General features: G+C 53.3%; 26 protein-coding genes and 2 pseudogenes. 17 read left to right on the forward strand and 11 right to left on the reverse strand.

What is annotated here, in order from left to right; translation table 11 throughout:
* Nucleotides 1–352 precede the first annotated feature (352 nt).
* The gene (locus tag L3069_RS23960; protein ID WP_000050481.1) at nt 353–1,894 is read left to right on the forward strand and encodes an IS91-like element ISCR1 family transposase; all 1,542 of its coding nucleotides are present in this window, start codon (nt 353–355) and stop codon (nt 1,892–1,894) included.
* 230 nt (nt 1,895–2,124) lie between these two features.
* On the opposite strand, the pseudogene L3069_RS23965 reads toward L3069_RS23960, so the two are convergent.
* From L3069_RS23965 to L3069_RS23980, 4 genes and pseudogenes are all read right to left on the reverse strand, one after another.
* Nucleotides 2,125–2,583 (reverse strand): annotated as a pseudogene (locus L3069_RS23965) (peptide ABC transporter permease); the annotation flags it as partial.
* Nucleotides 2,570–3,535 carry a peptide ABC transporter permease SapB gene (gene sapB / locus L3069_RS23970; protein WP_004193276.1) on the reverse strand — a complete coding sequence of 322 codons (966 nt, stop codon included), beginning with the start codon at nt 3,533–3,535 and terminating at the stop codon, nt 2,570–2,572. The pseudogene L3069_RS23965 and the gene sapB, both read right to left, overlap by 14 nt.
* On the reverse strand, nt 3,532–5,175 hold the full coding sequence (sapA, locus tag L3069_RS23975) for an ABC transporter substrate-binding protein SapA (protein WP_004193272.1): 1,644 nt from the start codon (nt 5,173–5,175) through the stop codon (nt 3,532–3,534). The genes sapB and sapA overlap by 4 nt, the downstream gene beginning before the upstream one ends.
* Before the next feature lie 300 nt (nt 5,176–5,475).
* Nucleotides 5,476–5,868 carry a YdeI family stress tolerance OB fold protein gene (locus tag L3069_RS23980; protein WP_004193269.1) on the reverse strand — a complete coding sequence of 131 codons (393 nt, stop codon included), beginning with the start codon at nt 5,866–5,868 and terminating at the stop codon, nt 5,476–5,478.
* A 131-nt stretch (nt 5,869–5,999) separates the two neighbouring features.
* On the opposite strand from L3069_RS23980, the gene L3069_RS23985 reads away from it, so the two are divergent.
* The 4 genes from L3069_RS23985 (at nt 6,000) to L3069_RS24000 (ending at nt 8,570) form a co-directional block, all read left to right on the forward strand.
* On the forward strand, nt 6,000–6,503 hold the full coding sequence (locus L3069_RS23985) for a hypothetical protein (RefSeq protein WP_004193267.1): 504 nt from the start codon (nt 6,000–6,002) through the stop codon (nt 6,501–6,503).
* Nucleotides 6,504–6,512: 9 nt separating this feature from the next.
* A complete protein-coding gene (locus tag L3069_RS23990) occupies nt 6,513–6,959 on the forward strand; it encodes a DUF421 domain-containing protein (protein ID WP_004193264.1) in 447 nt (148 codons plus the stop codon).
* Nucleotides 6,960–6,969: 10 nt separating this feature from the next.
* A complete protein-coding gene (locus L3069_RS23995; protein ID WP_017900989.1) occupies nt 6,970–7,485 on the forward strand; it encodes a 2-oxo-tetronate isomerase in 516 nt (171 codons plus the stop codon).
* A 176-nt stretch (nt 7,486–7,661) separates the two neighbouring features.
* Nucleotides 7,662–8,570 carry an SDR family oxidoreductase gene (locus L3069_RS24000; protein ID WP_004193260.1) on the forward strand — a complete coding sequence of 303 codons (909 nt, stop codon included), beginning with the start codon at nt 7,662–7,664 and terminating at the stop codon, nt 8,568–8,570.
* Between the two features lie 95 nt (nt 8,571–8,665).
* Here the strand turns inward: L3069_RS24000 and L3069_RS24005 are convergent, their stop codons facing one another.
* Nucleotides 8,666–9,310 carry a quinolone resistance pentapeptide repeat protein QnrB4 gene (locus L3069_RS24005; protein WP_017900990.1) on the reverse strand — a complete coding sequence of 215 codons (645 nt, stop codon included), beginning with the start codon at nt 9,308–9,310 and terminating at the stop codon, nt 8,666–8,668.
* Between the two features lie 82 nt (nt 9,311–9,392).
* Complete coding sequence (gene pspF / locus L3069_RS24010; RefSeq protein WP_017900991.1) at nt 9,393–10,382, reverse strand: phage shock protein operon transcriptional activator; 990 nt, start codon at nt 10,380–10,382, stop codon at nt 9,393–9,395.
* 155 nt (nt 10,383–10,537) lie between these two features.
* Here pspF and pspA point away from each other — a divergent pair, with 155 nt between their 5' ends.
* From pspA to pspD, 4 genes are read left to right on the forward strand one after another with little or no spacing between them, the layout of a single operon-like run.
* Nucleotides 10,538–11,206 carry a phage shock protein PspA gene (gene pspA / locus L3069_RS24015; RefSeq protein ID WP_003020532.1) on the forward strand — a complete coding sequence of 223 codons (669 nt, stop codon included), beginning with the start codon at nt 10,538–10,540 and terminating at the stop codon, nt 11,204–11,206.
* A 54-nt stretch (nt 11,207–11,260) separates the two neighbouring features.
* Nucleotides 11,261–11,485 carry an envelope stress response membrane protein PspB gene (pspB, locus tag L3069_RS24020; protein ID WP_004193245.1) on the forward strand — a complete coding sequence of 75 codons (225 nt, stop codon included), beginning with the start codon at nt 11,261–11,263 and terminating at the stop codon, nt 11,483–11,485.
* Nucleotides 11,485–11,844, forward strand: a complete 360-nt coding sequence (gene pspC / locus L3069_RS24025; RefSeq protein WP_004193243.1) for an envelope stress response membrane protein PspC — start codon at nt 11,485–11,487, stop codon at nt 11,842–11,844. The genes pspB and pspC overlap by 1 nt, the downstream gene beginning before the upstream one ends.
* Before the next feature lie 8 nt (nt 11,845–11,852).
* Nucleotides 11,853–12,083, forward strand: a complete 231-nt coding sequence (gene pspD / locus L3069_RS24030) for a phage shock protein PspD (RefSeq protein WP_004193241.1) — start codon at nt 11,853–11,855, stop codon at nt 12,081–12,083.
* A 188-nt stretch (nt 12,084–12,271) separates the two neighbouring features.
* Here the strand turns inward: pspD and L3069_RS24035 are convergent.
* The 3 genes and pseudogenes from L3069_RS24035 to L3069_RS24045 all read right to left on the reverse strand — a co-directional run.
* Nucleotides 12,272–12,460: pseudogene (locus tag L3069_RS24035) on the reverse strand (LacI family transcriptional regulator); the annotation flags it as partial.
* On the reverse strand, nt 12,418–13,239 hold the full coding sequence (locus L3069_RS24040; protein WP_013214003.1) for a hypothetical protein: 822 nt from the start codon (nt 13,237–13,239) through the stop codon (nt 12,418–12,420). The pseudogene L3069_RS24035 and the gene L3069_RS24040, both read right to left, overlap by 43 nt.
* A gap of 194 nt (nt 13,240–13,433) precedes the next feature.
* Nucleotides 13,434–14,573, reverse strand: coding sequence for an extended-spectrum class C beta-lactamase DHA-1 (locus tag L3069_RS24045; protein WP_004236386.1), 1,140 nt, complete (start codon nt 14,571–14,573; stop codon nt 13,434–13,436).
* 110 nt (nt 14,574–14,683) lie between these two features.
* On the opposite strand from L3069_RS24045, the gene ampR reads away from it, so the two are divergent.
* Complete coding sequence (gene ampR, locus L3069_RS24050; RefSeq protein WP_004193231.1) at nt 14,684–15,559, forward strand: LysR family transcriptional regulator AmpR; 876 nt, start codon at nt 14,684–14,686, stop codon at nt 15,557–15,559.
* 3 nt (nt 15,560–15,562) lie between these two features.
* On the opposite strand, the gene hypA is transcribed toward ampR, so the two are convergent.
* Nucleotides 15,563–15,928: a hydrogenase maturation nickel metallochaperone HypA gene (gene hypA / locus L3069_RS24055; protein ID WP_025999322.1), complete on the reverse strand. Its 366-nt coding sequence runs from the start codon at nt 15,926–15,928 to the stop codon at nt 15,563–15,565.
* Here hypA and L3069_RS24060 point away from each other — a divergent pair.
* From L3069_RS24060 to istB, 6 genes are all read left to right on the forward strand, one after another.
* Nucleotides 15,821–16,156 (forward strand): multidrug efflux SMR transporter, encoded by a 336-nt coding sequence (locus tag L3069_RS24060; RefSeq protein WP_052238321.1) that lies wholly within the window; start codon nt 15,821–15,823, stop codon nt 16,154–16,156. The genes hypA and L3069_RS24060 overlap by 108 nt on opposite strands.
* Complete coding sequence (gene sul1, locus L3069_RS24065) at nt 16,150–16,989, forward strand: sulfonamide-resistant dihydropteroate synthase Sul1 (protein ID WP_000259031.1); 840 nt, start codon at nt 16,150–16,152, stop codon at nt 16,987–16,989. Before L3069_RS24060 ends, sul1 begins: the two co-directional genes overlap by 7 nt.
* A 127-nt stretch (nt 16,990–17,116) precedes the next feature.
* Nucleotides 17,117–17,617, forward strand: a complete 501-nt coding sequence (locus L3069_RS24070; protein ID WP_000376623.1) for a GNAT family N-acetyltransferase — start codon at nt 17,117–17,119, stop codon at nt 17,615–17,617.
* A gap of 75 nt (nt 17,618–17,692) precedes the next feature.
* Nucleotides 17,693–18,397 carry an IS6-like element IS26 family transposase gene (locus tag L3069_RS24075; protein ID WP_001067855.1) on the forward strand — a complete coding sequence of 235 codons (705 nt, stop codon included), beginning with the start codon at nt 17,693–17,695 and terminating at the stop codon, nt 18,395–18,397.
* A 159-nt stretch (nt 18,398–18,556) separates the two neighbouring features.
* A complete protein-coding gene (istA, locus tag L3069_RS24080) occupies nt 18,557–20,065 on the forward strand; it encodes an IS21-like element ISCfr8 family transposase (RefSeq protein WP_077249983.1) in 1,509 nt (502 codons plus the stop codon).
* Nucleotides 20,052–20,792: an IS21-like element helper ATPase IstB gene (istB, locus tag L3069_RS24085; protein ID WP_012695455.1), complete on the forward strand. Its 741-nt coding sequence runs from the start codon at nt 20,052–20,054 to the stop codon at nt 20,790–20,792. The genes istA and istB overlap by 14 nt, the downstream gene beginning before the upstream one ends.
* Before the next feature lie 227 nt (nt 20,793–21,019).
* On the opposite strand, the gene L3069_RS24090 is transcribed toward istB, so the two are convergent.
* On the reverse strand, nt 21,020–21,574 hold the full coding sequence (locus L3069_RS24090; protein WP_032488579.1) for an aminoglycoside N-acetyltransferase AAC(6')-Ib3: 555 nt from the start codon (nt 21,572–21,574) through the stop codon (nt 21,020–21,022).
* Between the two features lie 176 nt (nt 21,575–21,750).
* Between L3069_RS24090 and intI1 the strand changes: the two genes are divergently transcribed.
* Entirely contained in the window at nt 21,751–22,770 is a 1,020-nt protein-coding gene (intI1, locus tag L3069_RS24095; protein ID WP_236901919.1) for a class 1 integron integrase IntI1, read from the forward strand.
* The last annotated feature ends 17 nt before the right edge of the window (nt 22,771–22,787 follow it).

The raw sequence follows: 22,787 nt of genomic DNA on the forward strand, positions 1-22,787 counted from the left end.
CATCCAATAAGTTGACTGTGCGTGAAAAAGAAAGTTTTGTGTGATGGCGTTGAAGATCGCACCGTTAAGCTCTTATGTGGGATGGTGCAGAGCTCGACGACTACCGATAAAACGCAACCGCCGCAAACAGACAAGAAAAAGCCCCAACTGATAACAGTTGGGGCTTCAGTATTGTGATTGGTGGAGCAATAGCACCCTGAACCCAAAACCTTCTCGCTCAACCGGTAGTGGCTGATAACAACTCGTGAGGGCTATTGCGGGTTAAGCATTTAGCGATGTCTAGGGCCAGACTGGACGTCTGAACGCAAGCCGCTGATACTGTACATAACCACAGTATCAGCGGAGGATACCCATGTCGCTGGCAAGGAACGCCACGGCGAGTCAATCGCCCACTCAAACAAACGGTTACGAACGCCACCAACCCGACCAGACGCTGCTCTACCAGCTGGTTGAGCAGCACTACCCAGCCTTCAAAGCCTCACTCGAAGCCCAAGGTCAACACCTGCCTCGCTACATCCAACAAGAATTCAACGACCTCCTCCAATGTGGCCGTCTGGAGTATGGTTTCATGCGGGTTCGCTGCGAGGATTGTCATCACGAGCGTCTGGTCGCCTTCAGCTGTAAACGACGCGGCTTTTGCCCTAGCTGCGGTGCCCGCCGGATGGCCGAGAGTGCGGCGCTGCTGATAGACGAAGTCTTCCCCAAGGAGCCCATTCGCCAGTGGGTGCTCAGCTTTCCTTTCCAGCTACGCTTTTTGCTGGCTCGCCATCCCCAGCTGATGGGCCAGGTCTTGAGTATCGTCTATCGTACACTCTCAACTCATCTGATCAAAAAAGCCGGTTACACCAAAGCCTCTGCACAAACTGGCTCAGTGACTCTTATCCAACGCTTTGGCTCCGCGCTAAATCTCAATGTCCACTACCACATGCTGTTTCTCGATGGTGTCTATGCCGAAGATGACTATGGCAAGCAACGCTTCCATCGTGTCAAGGCACCCACTTACGATGAGCTGAATACGCTCGCTCACACCCTCAGCCATCGCATCGCTCGCTGCATGGAAAAGCGTGGGATTTTGGAGCGTGATGCCGAGAATACGTGGTTGACACTGGAAGAGGGCGAAGACGATACGCTGACTCAATTACATGGTGCTTCGGTTACGTATCGCATTGCCGTCGGCCCCCAGCAAGGGCGCAAAGTCTTCACCCTGCAAACCTTGCCAGGGCGTGAGGATAAAGCCGACTCAAGCAGTCGAGTAGCCAACCATGCTGGTTTCTCGCTACACGCCGGTGTGATGGCCGAAGCGCATCAGCGGGATAAGCTTGAGCGCTTGTGTCGCTACATTAGTCGGCCAGCGGTTTCAGAAAAACGTCTGGCATTAACCGCCAATGGGCAGGTGCGTTACGAGCTCAAAACTCCGTACCGCAATGGCACCACCCATGTGATCTTCGAGCCGCTGGACTTCATCGCCAAACTCGCTGCGTTGGTACCTAAGCCGCGAGTCAACCTCACACGCTTCCACGGCGTCTTTGCACCGAACAGCAAACACCGAGTTCAAGTAACACCCGCCAAGCGGGGCAAGAAGCCCGACAAATCGGAAGGTCTCGATACTAACTGGCGTGACAAGAGTCCTGCAGAGCGCCACCGCGCCATGACCTGGATGCAACGCCTCAAGCGAGTCTTCAATATTGATATTGAAGTCTGCGAACACTGCGGCGGTCACGTCAAAGTGATTGCCAGCATCGAAGATCCGAAGGTCATTGAGCAGATTCTCAAGCATCTGAAACAGAAAACAGCCAAGGCGAATGCCGCCAAGCAGCGTGAGCTGCCACCAGAACGAGCGCCGCCACTGACTCCCAGCCTGTTCGATCCATCACAGAGTCGTCTCTTTGACTGACGACCCCAAATCCAACACTGCTCAACACTGCCAACTTTTAAACGGGGCGGTGGGGCAGTTTGTATCTCTCGAGCTATCAGGCTAGAGATTTTACCGCCAAATCGAACCTTATTAGAGCGGTTTAGGCTGGACCGGCAGTTAAAATTGGGGCTTGAGCGGTAAACGAGTGAGGGAATTTCAGGTAAGATACTTCGGATGAGGAGCAAAAAGGTGGTTTATACTTCCTATACCCAAGCCACCACAATAATCGCCAGCAACAGTGAAGGGATCGACAGCAGGGTGTCCAGAATGTGATTCAGCACCGCGGAGCGCAAACCGTGTGTTGCCCCGGCAACCACGCCAAGCAATAAGCCACACAACGTGGCGGCAAGGGTGACGACAAACGCACCGCCCACGGTCGGGGCCGCACCGCTAAGCAGGCGGCTTAAAACATCACGCCCCAGGTCATCAGTCCCGAGGAAGAAAGAGACTTCGCCATAGCGTGACCATGACGGCGGCAAAAGCTGGTAGCCAAGAAACTGCTGGTCGATGCCATAAGGCGCGAACCAACCACCAAAAATACACAGAATTGCCAGTCCAGCACAGCCATACAGGCCGATCATTGCGGTTGCATCGCCGTAAAAATTGCGCCATGCGGTGCGCAGCGTACCAGGCGGGCGCTTTTCGCTGTAGACGCTATCGTAAGGCATACCATTCCTTATGTTTCAGAGGGTTAGCCATAGCACCCAAAATATCAGAGATCACGTTAACAATGATAACCAGTGAGCCAATCACCATCACACCCGCCGAAATCGCCGCGTAATCCTGCTGGCGAATCGCGTTAATCAGCCAACGGCCAAGACCTGGCCAGCTAAAGACCATCTCGGTGATCATCGCCAGCGTCAGCATGGTGGAAAACTGTAACCCCAGGCGCGGGATAACCGGTGGGAGAGCGTTGTGCAGTACGTGACGGCGTAAAATCGTTAACCGTGACAGACCACGAGTCGCCGCCGCTTTGACATAGTTTTGATCAAAGACCTCAATAGTGCTGATACGCATCAGACGAATAACTTCCGTCGTCGGTGCCACGGAGAGCGTTAACACCGGAAGCACCATATGGCGGATGGCACTGACCAGCATTTCATCGCGCCAGGGCGAGTCGGAGATCCAGGCGTCAATAATGGCAAACCCGGTTACGGGTTTTACTTCATAAAGCAGATCAAAACGCCCTGATACGGGTAACCAGCCGAGGGTTAGTGAGAATAGCAACGTCAGCAGCAGCGCCAGCCAAAAAACCGGAATAGAGAAGCCCATCAGAGCCAATGCGCTGATGCAACGATCCTGCCATTTATTACGCGTTATGCCCGCCAACATGCCGATGGGGATCCCGACCATTAGTGCAAAACCAAATGCCAGAATGCACAGTTCCATTGTTGCCGGGAACACCTCTTTCAGTTGTTCTGAGATCAACTGGCCGTTAATACTGGACACACCAAAATCCCAGTGAATCAGGCCATTGAACCAGAATACCCAAGCGTTCCACAGCGATGCGCCCTGTAACGGCGCATGGGGGGTGAAATAACTCAGACTGAAGCCAATAAAGGTCAGGAAGAACAAAGTGACCAGCAATAATAAAAATCGGCGTAGGGTGAAGATAATCATGGTTTTTTCACCTCGTCAGCCTTTTCCCTGGAAACCCCGGCAAAAGAAGCGTTGCCGAACGGACTGAGCACCAGCCCTTTGATGTCATAGCGGTAAGCCTGCAAACGGAGCGAAGAGGCCAGAGGCAGGATCGGCAACTCGCGCGCAAGAATATTTTGCGCTTCGTCGTAGGCATCAATTCGCGAGGAGAGTTGTTGCGAAGAGAGGGCTTTGCGCAAAATGCTGTCAAACTCGGGATTGCACCAGTGGGCAAAATTGGTCTGCGAGTTAATGGCGGCACAGCTAAGCATCGGTCGGAAAAAGCTGTCAGGATCGTTACTGTCAGTTGCCCAACCGGACAACGTCAGATCATGGTTCATATCCATTAATCGCGCCTCCTGAAAACGGCCCTCTACCGGGATGATCTTCACTTTCACACCCACCTGAGCCATATCAGCCTGAATCAGCTCTGCGGTTTTCAGCGGACTGGGGTTCCAGGCCTGAGAGCTGGTAGGTACCCAGAGTTGTAACGTCAGGTTTTCCAGCCCCAGCGCTTTTAACTGCTCGCGCGATTTTGCCGGGTTGTACTCGGTAATTTTAGCTTCGTTGTCATAAGCCCACGAGGCGCGAGGCAAAATAGATGCCGCGGTTTCCGCCGTACCGTAGTAAATAGATTGCATTAACCGTTGGTTGTTAATGGCCAGCGCTAGCGCATGTCGTACGGCAGGGTTGTTCAACGGCGGTTTATCCGTGTTGAACGCCAGATAGGCGATATTCATCCCCGGACGCAGCGTCAGGCGCAGCCGCGGGTCATCACGCAGTATGCTGAGCTGGCTGGCGGCAGGCCATGCCAGGACGTCGCACTCGCCGGTCAGTAATTTCGATAAGCGTCCGGTCCCGCCAGAGCCGAGATCCACCACGACCTGCGGCATCAAGGGGGTACCACGCCAGAATTTTTCATGCCGTTGTAGGCGAATATATTGGCCTGCACGATTTTCTGAAAGTTGGTACGGGCCTGTGCCGACGGGTTGTCTGTCGAGTAATTCCTGGCGATCCTGTTTTGCTAATTTGGCGGCATATTCGGCCGACATCACAGAGGCATAATGTGTGGCAAGGTGCCACAAGAAGGAGGCGTCGGGTTGATTTAAGCGAAATTCAACGGTGTTGTTGTCCAGTTTACGCACGCTTTGGACGTTATCGGCGAACTGCAGGCTATCAAAATAAGGAAAACTGCTACCATTGACATTATGCCACGGATGCTGGCGATCAAAGATGCGCTCGAAGGTAAATACCACATCGTCCGCATTTAGTTTGCGGGTGGGCGTGAACCAGGCAGTCTTTTGAAACGGAACATCGCGTCGTAAATGGAAGCGGTAGGTTGCGCCGTTATCTAATACTTCCCAGCTTTCAGCCAGTTCTGGCACCAGGCGATAGGTGTAGGGATCGACATCAAGCAGTCGGTCATACAATTGGGCCGCTAATGTGTCTACGATGAGACCGCTGCTTGCTTTTTGTGGATTGAACGTATTGACCTGCCCGCTAACGCAATAGACAAAGCCACTGTCACGAATATCAGCGTACGAGGCCTGCTCAGGCGCAGCTGCAGCCTGACCACTCAGAAATCCAGCCATCACGATCAGAGATGATAAAACCAGGCGCATAATTTTAAAGGGTTATATATAAAGAAGCTATCTTACTAATACTTAATGACATTTGCCATTACCGTTTGTTTTTGGGGCAGTGGGGTTGATAACCGCGAATTCGACATCGCGTACTGGTCAAAATTCATACCCGCTATCCACTTTGCATATACTCTTGTAGCTATCTTAGCATTTTCATGGCCCCTCTGACTCGCTTAAACGCTGGATTTGCTGCCAGAGAGATTATGTGAGGTGTCTGACGGGGAAAATGAATCTGTTGTGTGGGAGGCGGGAAGAGTGAATTTCTTCCCGGCTGAGGTATTACTTCTGGATTTTATTAACGCGCACCACCGGCGGTTGCATTTTAGCGTCAAGGCTACCGTTAATGCTGATCATTTGATCGGGTTTTATCGTTCGGCCATCAAAGACCGCAAGCGGGATTAGCGTATTGATACTGCCGGTTTTGTCACGGAAGATAAACTTATCTCCTCCCTGATCCTCAATGAGATTACCTCGTAAAGAGATGGTCGCACCGTCATGCATGGTTTTAGCTTGTTCGACGGTCATGATTCTTGCATTTTCAGTGCCGCGATAGCCTTCATCCAGTGCATGGGCAGGTGGCGGGGCGGTATCTTTTTTCAATCCGCCATTATCATCGGCAAACGCTGATGGCAATAAAAAACAGAACAGTAAGGGGGCGAACGATATTTTCATAGAGCCTCCATTGAAATTGATTTGACTTATTAAGTTTGGTAGCTATTTATTAATCTGGCGAGTGGGATAAGTCTCAAATTGTAATTTTTCAATAAAACAACGGCTTGGTGTTATATAAGCGAGGCGGGGAGATGAACAGAGAGAAAACCCATTTTCAAGGAGTAAAAGAGAGCCTGCGTTTTCTGAATTTTGAATCTGGCTTTCACAAGATTGGTTTTATCTGTTTGCTCTGCATTGTTTTTCTTGCTTCGGTGGGAGCGTTTTCCGGCGGATATTTAAGTGAGGTGACGAGAAAAAACACCTTAAAGACAACAGGGTTACAGTACGAAAGGTTTGGGCGCTTGCAAACGGAATTTAAATTTAAAATCTCTGCACAAAAGTATGATTCTGTGAACAAGACGTTGCGCATTGGCGGCGATTTCAACAAATTTTATGAAATGGAAAATATTTGGCCGCAGCCAGACAGCATGTACAGCAAGGGGAACGATCTTTACCTCGTCTACAATGATTCTGAAGCAATGCAGAACTTTACTATCTGGCTGCGGGTTACGCCCGTGAAGCCAGGAAGCGTAAAGAGTTTTCTCCAGCTAAATGGCGAACCTGAAATCCGCTTCAGACAATTTATTTATCCCTAGGAGGTGAGTATGGAGATGGTCTTCCGGGCATCCGCCATTTACCTTATTTTGCTGGTGGTTTTCAAAATAGCAGGTCGCCGGGCATTATTACAAATGACCAGCTTCGATCTGATTTTATTACTGATTATCAGTGAAGCAACTCAACAAGCCTTGTTGGGTAATGATTTTTCGATAACCGGCGCCATGATCACGATTGTCACTCTGGTTACTATTGATATTCTGTTCGGTTTCATTAAAAAAAAGGTGGGTGGGGCCGAATCCGTGCTGGATGGTTCCCCGGTTATCCTGCTTGATCACGGGATCCCTTTATTAGATAAAATGAAGAAAGTGGATGTCTCTCTTGAAGATATATTAGTCGCTGCGCGACAAAATCAGGGGATTACCGAATCAAGTAAAATCAAGTATGCCATTCTGGAACGCAACGGACATATTTCTGTCATTCCTGAAGAGAATTAGCGAGGCGGTAATGAATACGGAGTACAATGACGCAAAAACAGTCAATGAACTGACAAAACGGCTTGCAAACACGCTCATTGATAGCGATTTAACGTTGACCACCGCAGAATCCTGTACAGGAGGAAAGCTGGCCGCGGCGCTTTGCGCACAGGCGGATACCGCAGAATTTTATGATATCGGCGTTATAACCTTTAGCGATCGCGCCAAGCAGAAAATGCTCGACGTGCGGGCCAGTACGCTGAAGAAATATAGCGCCGTTAGTGAGCAAACGGTCAGTGAGATGTCTGTAGGAATACGTCAGCAAGCCGAAACCGATATCAGTATAGCCATCAGCGGATATGCAGGGCCGGAGGGTGGGGAGGATGGTACTCCCGCAGGAACCGTGTGGTTTGCGTGGAATTTCCGCGGACAGATAATAACAAAACGTGAGTGTTTTTCCGGGGATTGCCAGGACGTCATTGAAAAGGCGGTACGTTTTAGCCTGGCGGTATTGATTGAAGAAGTGTCAGCCTGGAAGAACAAATAAATAAACCAGGACTTATCCTAGGAAATATTTCAATGCTATGTGAAGTTATCGTCGTGAGAGCCAGGTTAATATTAGGAGAAAATTAAGTGGTAGGTAAATTATAAAGACCATGTCATTCATTTTGTTCTACGCTTATTAGTCTTTGCGATGAATGATGACTCACGAGAGGTGATTGAATGACTGACCTAAATAAAGGAAAACAGACCACCAATAAAACTAATTCAGAGCGTTTTCCGCAGCCGCCTTTTCCACATCAAAAACAACCTTTTCCGGGGCTCGCCGGAAAAATGCAACCGCGCCCCGATCATGGCGAACAAAGCTATCAGGGAAGCGGCAGGTTAAATGGTCGCAAGGTATTAATTACCGGTGGTGATTCAGGTATTGGGCGTGCTGTTGCCATTGCCTATGCCCGCGAAGGCGCCGATGTCGCGATTAATTATTTACCTGAAGAAGAGGACGATGCTCGTGAGGTTGTTGAGTTGATAAAAAAAGCTGGGAGAAAAGTTGCGGCGATTCCCGGCGATATTCGTGACGAAACTTTTTGTAACCATCTGGTAAAACAGGCGGTAGACGCGCTGGGAGGGTTGGATATCCTGGTGAATAACGCAGGCCGTCAGCAATTTTGTGAATCGATCGAAGACCTCACCACAGAAGAATTTGATGCGACATTCAAGACCAATGTCTACGCCATGTTTTGGATCACCAAGGCGGCTATTCCCCATTTCTCCCGAGACAGCGTGATTATTAACACCTCATCGGTACAGGCTTATGAGCCGAGTGAGATCCTGCTTGATTATGCTCAGACCAAGGCGGCGATAGTGGCATTTACTAAATCGCTGGCGAAGCAACTGGCCCCTAAAGGGATCCGTGTAAATGCTGTCGCGCCTGGGCCGTACTGGACGGTATTGCAGTGCTGCGGCGGCCAACCACAGGAAAAAATTGAGAAATTTGGTGCAAATGCGCCGCTTGGTCGCCCTGGCCAACCGGTAGAAATTGCTCCGCTGTATGTCACTTTAGCGGCTGAAGAGAACAGCTATACATCCGGTCAGGTATGGTGTTCTGACGGGGGGACCGGAACCCTCTGACGTTTATGCCCCCGAAGTCGAAACGTCTGAGGGGGAAAGCCAGCCCGGACAATATTGTATAAGGGCAGGGGGCGGCATATACCGCTCCCTGAACATTAACCCATGACAGCGATACCAAGACGTTCCAGGAGCAACGATGCCTGGTAGCTGTCCAGTTTGACGCCTTGCAAATCAACCCCGCGGATATCTAAATCGCCCAGTTCCGAATTGGTCAAATCACAGTGCGTAACGTTTGCTGCTCGCCAGTCGAAGGATGAAAACTCGCCGCCAGAGAGGTCTGATCCACTGAACGTTGCGCCCAGCACCTGAGTACCCATCCAGCGGTTTTCCCACAGCTCGCACTTTTCCAGTACGACTTTTGAAAAGTTGGCGTAGCTTAAGTTGGTATTGGTGATATAGGCGCTACAAAACCAGGTGCGGGTGGTGATCATATTCATAAAACTTGCGCCGCGAAAATCTGACCCTTGTGCCCGGCAGTGGCGAATTTCGATTCCCAGCGCATTGATATTCCTGAAATCAGCCATGGAGAGATCACAACTTTTGAAAATGGCATCTTTCAGGTTAGCGCGACTAAAATTACATCCTTTCTGACTTTCTCGATCATAAAACTGGCAGCCAATAAATTCAGTGCCGCTAAGGTCGGCACCCGAAAAATCACAGTTGAAAAATGTGCTATTTTCAACTTTTTCACCGGTGAACCTGTTTCTGTCAATTTTTTCGCCAACTAACGCCAGAGTCATCATGATTAACCTGTTTTTTTATACAGTGATTGCAACATGGTAAACTGTTTTAACTCTCGCGTCCAACGTCTGCCCCTGCACGCTAAATTTGGTGTTTCTTCAGTAATGCGCGGAGTTGATGGTAGGTCAGACCTAATAATTCAGCGGCTTTTTTCTGATTAAATTTCGCCTGCTGTAAGCTGGTTTGCAAAAATTCCTTCTCCTGCTGCTGTTGGAATTCACGCAGATCCAGCGGTAGGGTTACTGATGTATGTCTGGTTTCTTGCGCCAGCGGCGGTGCGGCGTGACGCCTGAACGGGTCAATCACAATCTCATTCAGTGGGTAATCGCTGGTCCCGTGTCGGTATACCGAACGCTCCACGACGTTTTTCAGTTCACGAATATTGCCCGGCCAACGGTAGTGGAGGAGCGTTTCTTTGGCCTCATCGGTGAACCCAGGAAACAACGGTAACCCGATCTCACGGCACATCTGAATGGCAAAATGTTCAGCCATTAACATGATATCGCTTTGACGTTCGCGTAACGGGGGAAGTTGCACCACGTCAAAGGCCAGACGATCCAGCAGGTCGGCGCGGAACGTGCCTTCACTCACCATGCGTGGCAGGTCGGCGTTGGTTGCGCAAACCAGTCTTACATTGACCTGCAGAGGTTGGCTACCGCCTACGCGTTCCAGCTCTCCGTACTCAATAACGCGCAGCAGTTTTTCCTGTACCAGCATCGGGGCGGTTGCCAGTTCATCAAGAAACAGTGTGCCGCCATCGGCGCGCTCGAACCGACCTGGGTGACGTTTCTGCGCGCCGGTAAAGGCGCCCGCTTCGTGCCCAAAGAGTTCGGAATCAAGTAAATTTTCGTTGAGCGCGGCGCAGTTAAGTGAAATAAACGGGCCTTGCCAACGGGTTGAGAGGTAGTGCAGGCGGTTGGCGATAAGCTCTTTCCCTGTTCCTCGTTCCCCAATGACCAGCACAGGTTTATCCAGCGGCGCGAGACGAGAAACCTGCTCCAGCACTTCAATAAAGCTGTTCGCTTCGCCCAGCAGATTATCTTTGTATCCTGCCATGATGAAATTCACCATTTGTTAGTGTTATTCACCAATTTACCCTATTTATCCCGACAGGTAAAATTAGTTATTTTCAAATATTTCAATGAATTAAAAAGTTGGCATGCGAAGTGCATTAGAACAGCAGCAGGGCATTGCCCGATATCAGAACAGTAAGTGAGGATTACATTATGGGTATTTTTTCTCGTTTTGCCGACATCGTGAACGCCAACATTAATGCGTTGCTGGAAAAGGCTGAAGATCCGCAGAAGCTGGTGCGGTTGATGATCCAGGAAATGGAAGACACGCTGGTTGAGGTGCGCTCCAACTCCGCACGCGCGCTGGCAGAAAAGAAACAGTTATCGCGTCGTATTGAACAGGCCAGCGCCCAACAGGCAGAGTGGCAGGAAAAAGCAGAGCTGGCGCTGCGTAAAGAAAAAGAAGATTTGGCGCGTTCTGCGTTAATCGAAAAGCAGAAACTGACTGACCTGATTGCCTCCCTGGAGCATGAGGTGACGCTGGTTGACGATACGCTGGCGCGTATGAAAAAAGAGATCGGTGAACTGGAAAACAAACTCAGTGAAACCCGTGCTCGTCAGCAGGCATTGATGTTGCGCCATCAGGCGGCGAGTTCTTCCCGTGATGTTCGTCGTCAACTGGACAGCGGCAAACTGGATGAAGCGATGGCTCGCTTTGAATCTTTTGAGCGTCGTATCGATCAAATGGAAGCTGAAGCTGAAAGCCATAACTTCGGTAAGCAGAAGTCTTTGGATCAGCAATTTGCTGACCTGAAAGCAGATGATGAAATCAGCGAGCAGTTGGCGCAATTGAAAGCCAAAATGCAGCAAGACAAGCAATAATAATATCTGGCGGTGCCCGAACGCGCCGCCGCTCATCACCTGTAAGGAGTACTCATGAGCGCGCTATTTCTGGCCATCCCGTTAACCATCTTTGTGCTGTTCGTCTTACCGATTTGGCTCTGGCTGCATTACAGCAATCGTTCCAGTCGCGGCGAGCTGGCGCAAAGTGAACAACAGCGTCTGGTAGAACTTAACCAGGACGCACAGCGGATGCGTGAGCGCATTCAAGCGCTGGAAGACATCCTTGATGCTGAACATCCAAACTGGAGGGACCGCTAATGGGGGGCGTTAATCTGAATAAAAAACTGTGGCGTATACCGCAGCAGGGCATGGTGAAAGGGGTTTGCGCGGGTATTGCGCATTATCTCGATGTTCCTGTGAAACTGGTGCGGATCCTGGTGGTGCTGTCCATCTTTTTTGGTCTGGCCTTTTTCACCTTTGTCGCCTACATCGTACTGACGTTTGTGTTGGATCCGATGCCAGACAACGTGGTTTCCGGAGAACAGCAGCCATCAAGCGGTGAGCTATTGGATGCTGTCGATCGTGAACTGGCTGCAAGTGAAAAGCGTTTGCGTGAGATGGAGCGTTATGTAACGTCTGATACTTTTACATTACGCAGCCGCTTCCGCCAATTGTGAGGTTAGAAATGAATAATCGCTGGCAACGTGCCGGGCAAAGGGTTAAGCCGGGCATTAAAATAGCAGGTAAGCTGGTGCTACTGACTGCGCTGCGCTATGGCCCGGCTGGGGTAGCAGGGTGGGCGGTGAAGTCCGTGGCCCGACGTCCGCTAAAAATGTTGCTGGCGTTAGTATTGGAACCTTTGTTGAGCCGGGCAGCGACAAAATTGTCGAAACGCTATTCAGGTAATCAACCCTGATATCCGAAACAACAAAAGCAAGCAACATTTAGTCAACATTCCCCCAGTTAATTTGCGGCAGAGTAGTCTCTTGTGTCATGGGATCGCTACCAATAGAAATGAAGGTGAAAGCGACAGACTCCATTATGCAGGTATCGGTGTGAATTACGCATTCTAAAATGCACTGGGGCATTGTTATGCCCCAGTTTTTATACCAGTGAGTCGGCTAACGATATTTGTGTACCCACGGTGATATTTTGTAAACCTTTCTCACCGGCAATCAGGCTAAATAATAAATTACAGCTTTGTTCGCCGAGCTGCTGGGTTGGGACATCAATGCCTCCCGGCACGGGCGTCAGCATAAATGACAACAGTTCATTACAGTGACGGTATACGGCACCGGCTTGCCGTCACGGGTCATAGACAGACGCGATTCCAGATTTTTGACATCAGCGGGGGCATTGAAGGTCAGGCCGATAATGGCGTGTTTTTTCATCGGATCTTGCGGATCCTGATAGAACTCCGCCCGGCCGCCGCGATAATAAAACTCAGGGGTGGTAAAGGTTTTTTGTTTCTCTGTTAACGCCACCTGCGGAGCCAGCAGTGTTTTGGCATCCATATCGACGGTGTAGGTTTTCCCCATCGGGAAGGTTTTTTTCGCCGTGAATACCAGCTTACGGTCATTACGCCACTGCCACTCACCTTCCATTGCGGGGGTCAGGGTAATACCGGCGGTGACCGGTTTACCGATCAGCGTTACCGGTGCGGCAGAGCGGGAGAATGTCACCACCACAATCTGCGCTGAATTATCATCACGGTTATAATTAACCGCCGAAGGGCGCTGCACAGACGCGGAAATATCCTGCACCACCAGCGGCGCAACATCCACCGGCTTCGGTTTGTTCTGATACCAGTGCCAGGTGTAATAACTGCCCGCTGCCACCGCAGCAGTCAGTAATAATAAGGCAGATATGGTTTTCGGATAGCGGTTGCCCCCCCGCTCCAGCCGGGCAAGCTGATTACCGGCAAAGGTCACCCAGCCCGGCACCGCCCAGCGGATCCGTCCGGTGAACGGGCGCAGCAGAAAACCCAGCAGAGTAAAGAGATAAACAAGACTGCGAGCCGCCAGACGCAGCAAAATAAAAGGTAAGCGGAGGATAAAACGCAGAACGTCCATGACAACATTTTCCTCTGTGTGTTGAGACTGACATCAGTTTGCCGCAGCACACAGTGAAATCCGGTTCAGCCGGAAGCTGTCAGTGCCCGATACTCTCATCCTCCATAAAACAGCCCATAAAGCAAATTATTGCATAAGGAATAATCTTAAATTACGGCCCCGGCGTATCCGCAGGGGCCTGTTCAGGAAAAAAATTATTCCAGTGCACTCAAAATAGCCTGTGCAGCTTTGACTCTTTCGGTATTCGGGTAGTTTTTATTCGCCAGAATCACAATCGCCACCTGTTTTTCCGGAATAAAGGCGACATAGGCGCCGAAACCAGTTGTTGCGCCCGTTTTATGCACCCAGGAAGCACGGTTATACGGCTGAACCTGGTTGTCTGTTACCGGATGCGGCTGCAATGCGACCTCGTTGGTCACACCGTTAATGATCATATCTTTCTGCTGCGGCCAGTCATACATTTCCCAGCCCAGCCCCTGGTTAATCGCGGCGGTTTTATAGTAGCGGGTCTGGGCGAGATACATTGCCATTTCCAGATCCGCATTACCGGCCCGTGACGGCTCCATATTCATTTCCGCCCAGCGCAGCATATCTTTTGAGGCGGATTTCACGCCGTAAGATTCCGCATCAAGCTGTCCCGGCGACACGCGGACCGGTTTTTTGTTTTTATAACCGTACGCATACTGGCTTTGCGCACTTTCCGGCACAGTAATAAAGGTGTGAGATAACCCCAGCGGTGCCAGGATCCGTGCAGTCAGCAACTGCTCATACGGCATCCCCGCCGCGTTTGCGGTCAGAGCACCAAACAGGCCGATACTGCTGTTTGCATACAGACGCATATCGCCCGGTTTCCGGGACGGCTGCCACTGCTGATAGAAATTCAGCAGATCCGCACGGCTTTTTACCGCATCCGGCACCTGTAACGGCAGTCCGCCTGCGGTATAGGTAGCCAGATCCAGCAATGTGATCCCCTTCCACTGCGGCAGAGCCAGCTCCGGCTGGTATTTTGCCGCCGGATCATTCAGCGCCATCTCTTTTTTCGCCACAGAAACCGCACCCAGCACACCTGTGAAAGTTTTACTTACAGATCCGAGCTCAAATAGTGTATTTTCAGTGACCGGCTGTTTTGCCTGAATATCGGCAAAACCATAATTGAAATAATAGGGCTTACCCTTTACGGAGACGGCAACCGCCATCCCGGGAATATCCTGCTGTGCCATCAGCGGTTTAATGGTGCTGTCCACCACCGCCGCGACATTATCAGCGGCAGAAAACCCCGGGGCGGAAAACGCCAGCAGAGCGGAAATCAGTGTTGCAGATAACGATTTTTTCATCAGAATTAACCTTCCGTGTGTGAGTAACGGCGGCAAGTATCGTCAGATTCACCGGACAGAACAAACGGTTATTTATAACAAGAGCCTAAAGAAAAACTTACAGGTGGATTATGGTCAGACGTTATCTCCCCCTTAACCCGCTGCGCGCCTTTGAGGCCGCCGCCCGTCATCTCAGTTTTACCCGCGCGGCGATTGAGCTGAATGTCACCCATGCCGCCGTCAGCCAGCAGGTCAGGGCGCTGGAAGAACAACTCGGCTGTGTGCTGTTTACCCGCGTCTCGCGCGGGCTGGTGCTGACCCATGAAGGTGAGGGATTACTGCCGGTGCTCAATGAGGCGTTTGACCGGATTGCGGATACTCTGGAGTGTTTTTCTCACGGGCAGTTCCGTGAGCGGGTGAAAGTCGGTGCGGTGGGAACATTTGCCGCAGGCTGGCTGCTGCCGCGTCTGGCCGGATTCTATGACAGCCATCCGCATATTGATCTGCATATCTCCACCCATAACAATCATGTGGACCCGGCGGCGGAAGGGCATGATTATACGATCCGTTTCGGTAACGGCGCGTGGCATGAGTCAGATGCGGAACTGATTTTCAGTGCACCACACGCTCCGCTGTGCTCACCGGCCATTGCAGAACAGTTACAGCAGCCGGATGATGTTCACCGCTTTACCCTGCTGCGCTCATTCCGCCGGGATGAATGGAGCCGCTGGCTGGATTGTGCGGGCGGCACACCGCCTTCCCCGTCACAGCCGGTAATGGTGTTCGATACCTCACTGGCCATGGCCGAGGCGGCACAACTGGGTGCCGGGGTAGCGATCGCACCGGTATGTATGTTCAGCCGCCTGTTACAGTCAGGCGCACTGGTACAGCCGTTTGCCGCAGAAATCACCCTCGGCGGCTACTGGCTGACGCGGTTACAGTCCCGTACGGAAACCCCGGCCATGCAGCAATTCGCCCGCTGGCTGCTGAATACGGCGGCGGCGTAAAACTCACTCACCTTCCAGGCTTTTTACCCGCAAATCATCACCTTCACTGATGCGCAGCCGTTCACTGCCGCAGTGCGGACAGCATCCGGCGTGCTGCATGATTTCGGCCTCACGGCTGCAATCCCAGCACCATGCCTGTGCCGGGATAACATCAATATGCAGTGTGCAGCCCTGCGCCACGGTATCACGGCAGGCGATATCAAAACAGAAATGCAGTGCACTCTCCTCAACATCCGCCAGTGCGCCGACTTCCAGCCAGACATCCGTTACCCGCGCAATGCCGTGCTGTTCAGCCTGTTCGCGGATAATGTCCGCCGCACCGAGGGCTTTACTAAGCTTGCCCCTTCCGCCGTTGTCATAATCGGTTATGGCATCGCATTTTATTTTCTTTCTCTGGTTCTGAAATCCATCCCTGTCGGTGTTGCTTATGCAGTCTGGTCGGGACTCGGCGTCGTCATAATTACAGCCATTGCCTGGTTGCTTCATGGGCAAAAGCTTGATGCGTGGGGCTTTGTAGGTATGGGGCTCATAATTGCTGCCTTTTTGCTCGCCCGATCCCCATCGTGGAAGTCGCTGCGGAGGCCGACGCCATGGTGACGGTGTTCGGCATTCTGAATCTCACCGAGGACTCCTTCTTCGATGAGAGCCGGCGGCTAGACCCCGCCGGCGCTGTCACCGCGGCGATCGAAATGCTGCGAGTCGGATCAGACGTCGTGGATGTCGGACCGGCCGCCAGCCATCCGGACGCGAGGCCTGTATCGCCGGCCGATGAGATCAGACGTATTGCGCCGCTCTTAGACGCCCTGTCCGATCAGATGCACCGTGTTTCAATCGACAGCTTCCAACCGGAAACCCAGCGCTATGCGCTCAAGCGCGGCGTGGGCTACCTGAACGATATCCAAGGATTTCCTGACCCTGCGCTCTATCCCGATATTGCTGAGGCGGACTGCAGGCTGGTGGTTATGCACTCAGCGCAGCGGGATGGCATCGCCACCCGCACCGGTCACCTTCGACCCGAAGACGCGCTCGACGAGATTGTGCGGTTCTTCGAGGCGCGGGTTTCCGCCTTGCGACGGAGCGGGGTCGCTGCCGACCGGCTCATCCTCGATCCGGGGATGGGATTTTTCTTGAGCCCCGCACCGGAAACATCGCTGCACGTGCTGTCGAACCTTCAAAAGCTGAAGTCGGCGTTGGGGCTTCCGCTATTGGTCTCGGTGTCGCGGAAATCCTTCTTGGGCGCCACCGTTGGCCTTCCTGTAAAGGATCTGGGTCCAGCGAGCCTTGCGGCGGAACTTCACGCGATCGGCAATGGCGCTGACTACGTCCGCACCCACGCGCCTGGAGATCTGCGAAGCGCAATCACCTTCTCGGAAACCCTCGCGAAATTTCGCAGTCGCGACGCCAGAGACCGAGGGTTAGATCATGCCTAGCATTCACCTTCCGGCCGCCCGCTAGCGGACCCTGGTCAGGTTCCGCGAAGGTGGGCGCAGACATGCTGGGCTCGTCAGGATCAAACTGCACTATGAGGCGGCGGTTCATACCGCGCCAGGGGAGCGAATGGACAGCGAGGAGCCTCCGAACGTTCGGGTCGCCTGCTCGGGTGATATCGACGAGGTTGTGCGGCTGATGCACGACGCTGCGGCGTGGATGTCCGCCAAGGGAACGCCCGCCTGGGACGTCGCGCGGATCGACCGGACATTCGCGGAGACCTTCGTCCTGAGATCCGAGCTCCTAGTCGCGAGTTGCAGCGACGGCATCGTCGGCTGTTGCACCTTGTCGGCCGAGGATCCCGAGTTCTGGCCCGACGCCCTCAAGGGGGAGGCCGCATATCTGCACAAGCTCGCGGTGCGACGGACACATGCGGGCCGGGGTGTCAGCTCCGCGCTGATCGAGGCTTGCCGCCATGCCGCGCGAACGCAGGGGTGCGCCAAGCTGCGGCTCGACTGCCACCCGAACCTGCGTGGCCTATACGAGCGGCTCGGATTCACCCACGTCGACACTTTCAATCCCGGCTGGGATCCAACCTTCATCGCAGAACGCCTAGAACTCGAAATCTAACGTCCGTTCGGGGGCACTGTTGCAAATAGTCGGTGGTGATAAACTTATCATCCCCTTTTGCTGATGGAGCTGCACATGAACCCATTCAAAGGCCGGCATTTTCAGCGTGACATCATTCTGTGGGCCGTACGCTGGTACTGCAAATACGGCATCAGTTACCGTGAGCTGCAGGAGATGCTGGCTGAACGCGGAGTGAATGTCGATCACTCCACGATTTACCGCTGGGTTCAGCGTTATGCGCCTGAAATGGAAAAACGGCTGCGCTGGTACTGGCGTAACCCTTCCGATCTTTGCCCGTGGCACATGGATGAAACCTACGTGAAGGTCAATGGCCGCTGGGCGTATCTGTACCGGGCCGTCGACAGCCGGGGCCGCACTGTCGATTTTTATCTCTCCTCCCGTCGTAACAGCAAAGCTGCATACCGGTTTCTGGGTAAAATCCTCAACAACGTGAAGAAGTGGCAGATCCCGCGATTCATCAACACGGATAAAGCGCCCGCCTATGGTCGCGCGCTTGCTCTGCTCAAACGCGAAGGCCGGTGCCCGTCTGACGTTGAACACCGACAGATTAAGTACCGGAACAACGTGATTGAATGCGATCATGGCAAACTGAAACGGATAATCGGCGCCACGCTGGGATTTAAATCCATGAAGACGGCTTACGCCACCATCAAAGGTATTGAGGTGATGCGTGCACTACGCAAAGGCCAGGCCTCAGCATTTTATTATGGTGATCCCCTGGGCGAAATGCGCCTGGTAAGCAGAGTTTTTGAAATGTAAGGCCTTTGAATAAGACAAAAGGCTGCCTCATCGCTAACTTTGCAACAGTGCCCTGGCCATTAATTTTGACCCACCCCAAGGTGGCCAACCGGCCAGAAATGCAGATAGGGTTCCCAGCCTTTTGGCAGGCCGGGAACCGTTCTGATGATGAGGTGGAACGTGATACACAAAATAAAATCATTACATGACGATGGCAAAGGACTTTCCATTCGGGCCATCAGCCGGGAGCTGGGCATCTCGCGCAACAGCGTGCGCAAGTATCTGCGTCAGGATGAAACAACCACTGCCCGCAAGCTGGATAACCCTGTCCGCAGCAAACAGCTCGACACCTACCGGGGATACCTGATCAGCTTGCTGGCCAGCTTTCCCGGGCTCAGTGCAGTCAAGATTGCCCGCAAGCTCAAGGAGAAACTGGGTGAGCTGCCGACCTCCGAGCGCAGTATTCGTCGTTACGTCAGCGCGCTGAAGGAAGAGGTTGCAACCGGTCAGCACCGATATTACGAGCCGGTGGTTGATGAGGTGCCGGGTGTGCAGTGCCAGGTTGACCCGGGCGAGCTGCGTAACGTGCTGATTGGTGGCGTGGAAACAGTGGTGCACTTTGTTGTGTTTGTGCTGGCGTACTCGCGGCTGATGTATGTGGGCCTGTCGTTTAAGCCGCTGGATACCCGGCAGTTCATCCAGCTGCATGACGAAGCGCTGCGCTACTTTGGCGGCATGCCTGAAGAGCTGGTGTACGACCAGACCAAGCTGGTGGTGATTGAGGAGAAATACCGGGAGCTGACCCTCAACGAGCGTTTTCATCAGTACGCCACCACAGCCGGCTTTCGTATCCATGCTTGCGAAGGCTATGACCCCGAGAGCAAGGGCAAGGTTGAAGCGGGCGTCAAATACGTCAAGCAGGACTGCTTTTACGGCGAGACCTTCCGTGATGAGCAGCACCTGCGCGAGCATGTGCATCACTGGCTGGACAAGGTCGCCAATGTGCGGGCACACGGCACCACAGGTGAGGCACCTCAGCTGCGTTTTGAACGTGACGAACAGGCTCTGCTCAAGCCCTACCTGTCACCCTCTTGCGTCACATCTGAAGCCCGTGAGACCCGCAAGGCGGATAAGACCGGACTGATCTCCTGGAAGGCCAACAAGTACTCTGTGCCCATGGCCTGGCAGCAAAGCCGTGTCGGTGTGCTGGAAGACGACAGCCAGCTGCATGTGATTGATCTACAAACTGGCGAAGTGATTGCCCAGCATGCGTTGGCGGGCGGCAAAGGTCAGATTATCAAAAACACCCACCACTACCGTGACCATGCCCAGCGCCGGCAGCAGCTGGAGCAGGACATTCAAGTACTGGTGGGCGACGAGGCACTCAGCCTGGCCTTGTGTGATCAGTTGCGGAGATCCTTGCCCAAGGTCTATAAGGATCAACTGTTCGCAGTACGCAACCTGCTGAGTAAGCACGCACCTGTTGAACGGGACATGCTGTTGAACCTGAGCCAGAAGCCGGGCCTGACCGCCCGACAGATCGAAGCGTATCTGGTGGCCACCCAGCTGGCCAGCCGGCGTGAGCGTCTGCCTGAGCCCGTGCCAGAGGCTCCGTCAGAGCTGGACTTGAGTGCATACCGACAGCTTGGCCGCTCGACTGGCCAGGAGGTGACCCATGGGCATGCTTGAACAGACTGCCGCCCAGTACCGTAGCCTGCGCATGACCTCCATCGCCGCAGAGCTCGCCCAGTTACTGGCCGAGGCCGAAGCCAGTGAAATGTCGTTCCTGAGCTTTGCACAGCGACTGGCTGAATACGAACTCCAGCAGCGTCAGGCCAACCGGGTACAGCGCAATTACAAGACGGCAGGCTTTCCTGCGCACAAGCATCTGGAGGGCTTTGACTATCGCCACCAGACCACCATCAGCAAGCGCCAGATCAACAGCCTGCTGGACTTCCGGTTCATCGACGAGCGCAACAACGTGATCTTCATCGGCCCGCCAGGCGTGGGCAAGACCCACCTGGCCATCGGGATTGGCCACAAGGCCGTCGAGGCCGGATACCGGGTATTGTTTCGCACCGCGCTGGAGTTGGTGGAAGAACTGGAGCTGGCAGAAATGAAGGGCGAGCTGAAAAAGAAAATCAGCCAGCTGAGCAAGGTCGACCTCTTGATCATCGATGAGCTGGGCTACCTGCCCATGACCCGGCAGGCCCGCTACAACCTGTTCCAGCTGATCAACAGTCTGTACGAATACCGGTCTATCATCCTGACCACCAACAAGGACTTCACCTGCTGGGGCGAGTTCTTCCACGACGACAACGTGGCAGTACCGATCATCGACCGAATCATCCATCACTCACACATCTTTATGCTGGGAGGAGAGAGCTATCGGCTGAAACAGAAAACAACGGGTTAAACGTGCAAGGGTGGGTCAATTTTATTGGCCAAAGGTGGGTCAAAATTAATGGCCATTGACAAATGGCAAGAAGCACAGGCTCCAAATGTGACTTTATGACGTCGACGACTATCCGCACCTGAGCGGATACCTCTGCGGGGACGGTGTGGTTCATGCATGACGCCTAACGTTTGACATGAGGGGCGGCCAAGGGCGCCAGCCCTTGGACGTCCCCCTCGATGGAAGGGTTAGGCATCACTGCGTGTTCGCTCGAATGCCTGGCGTGTTTGAACCATGTACACGGCTGGACCATCTGGGGTGGTTACGGTACCTTGCCTCTCAAACCCCGCTTTCTCGTAGCATCGGATCGCTCGCAAGTTGCTCGGCGACGGGTCCGTTTGGATCTTGGTGACCTCGGGATCATTGAACAGCAACTCAACCAGAGCTCGAACCAGCTTGGTTCCCAAGCCTTTGCCCAGTTGTGATGCATTCGCCAGTAACTGGTCTATTCCGCGTACTCCTGGATCGGTTTCTTCTTCCCACCATCCGTCCCCGCTTCCAAGAGCAACGTACGACTGGGCATACCCAATCGGCTCTCCATTCAGCATTGCAATGTATGGAGTGACGGACTCTTGCGCTAAAACGCTTGGCAAGTACTGTTCCTGTACGTCAGCAAGTGTCGGGCGTGCTTCTTCTCCGCCCCACCACTCGACGATATGAGATCGATTTAGCCACTCATAGAGCATCGCAAGGTCATGCTCAGTCATGAGGCGCAGTGTGACGGAATCGTTGCTGTTGGTCACGATGCTGTACTTTGTGATGCCTAACTTTGTTTTAGGGCGACTGCCCTGCTGCGTAACATCGTTGCTGCGTAACATCGTTGCTGCTCCATAACATCAAACATCGACCCACGGCGTAACGCGCTTGCTGCTTGGATGCCCGAGGCATAGACTGTACAAAAAAACAGTCATAACAAGCCATGAAAACCGCCACTGCGCCGTTACCACCGCTGCGTTCGGTCAAGGTTCTGGACCAGTTGCGTGAGCGCATACGCTACTTGCATTACAGGTTACCAACCGAACAGGCTTATGTCAACTGGGTTCGTGCCTTCATCCGTTTCCACGGTGTGCGTCACCCGGCAACCTTGGGCAGCAGCGAAGTCGAGGCATTTCTGTCCTGGCTGGCGAACGAGCGCAAGGTTTCGGTCTCCACGCATCGTCAGGCATTGGCGGCCTTGCTGTTCTTCTACGGCAAGGTGCTGTGCACGGATCTGCCCTGGCTTCAGGAGATCGGAAGACCTCGGCCGTCGCGGCGCTTGCCGGTGGTGCTGACCCCGGATGAAGTGGTTCGCATCCTCGGTTTTCTGGAAGGCGAGCATCGTTTGTTCGCCCAGCTTCTGTATGGAACGGGCATGCGGATCAGTGAGGGTTTGCAACTGCGGGTCAAGGATCTGGATTTCGATCACGGCACGATCATCGTGCGGGAGGGCAAGGGCTCCAAGGATCGGGCCTTGATGTTACCCGAGAGCTTGGCACCCAGCCTGCGCGAGCAGCTGTCGCGTGCACGGGCATGGTGGCTGAAGGACCAGGCCGAGGGCCGCAGCGGCGTTGCGCTTCCCGACGCCCTTGAGCGGAAGTATCCGCGCGCCGGGCATTCCTGGCCGTGGTTCTGGGTTTTTGCGCAGCACACGCATTCGACCGATCCACGGAGCGGTGTCGTGCGTCGCCATCACATGTATGACCAGACCTTTCAGCGCGCCTTCAAACGTGCCGTAGAACAAGCAGGCATCACGAAGCCCGCCACACCGCACACCCTCCGCCACTCGTTCGCGACGGCCTTGCTCCGCAGCGGTTACGACATTCGAACCGTGCAGGATCTGCTCGGCCATTCCGACGTCTCTACGACGATGATTTACACGCATGTGCTGAAAGTTGGCGGTGCCGGAGTGCACTCACCGCTTGATGCGCTGCCGGGCACTGTTGCAAATAGTCGGTGGTGATAAACTTATCATCCCCT

Source organism: Enterobacter cloacae complex sp. ECL411 (genome assembly GCF_021869665.1).
Classification (GTDB): domain Bacteria; phylum Pseudomonadota; class Gammaproteobacteria; order Enterobacterales; family Enterobacteriaceae; genus Enterobacter; species Enterobacter intestinihominis.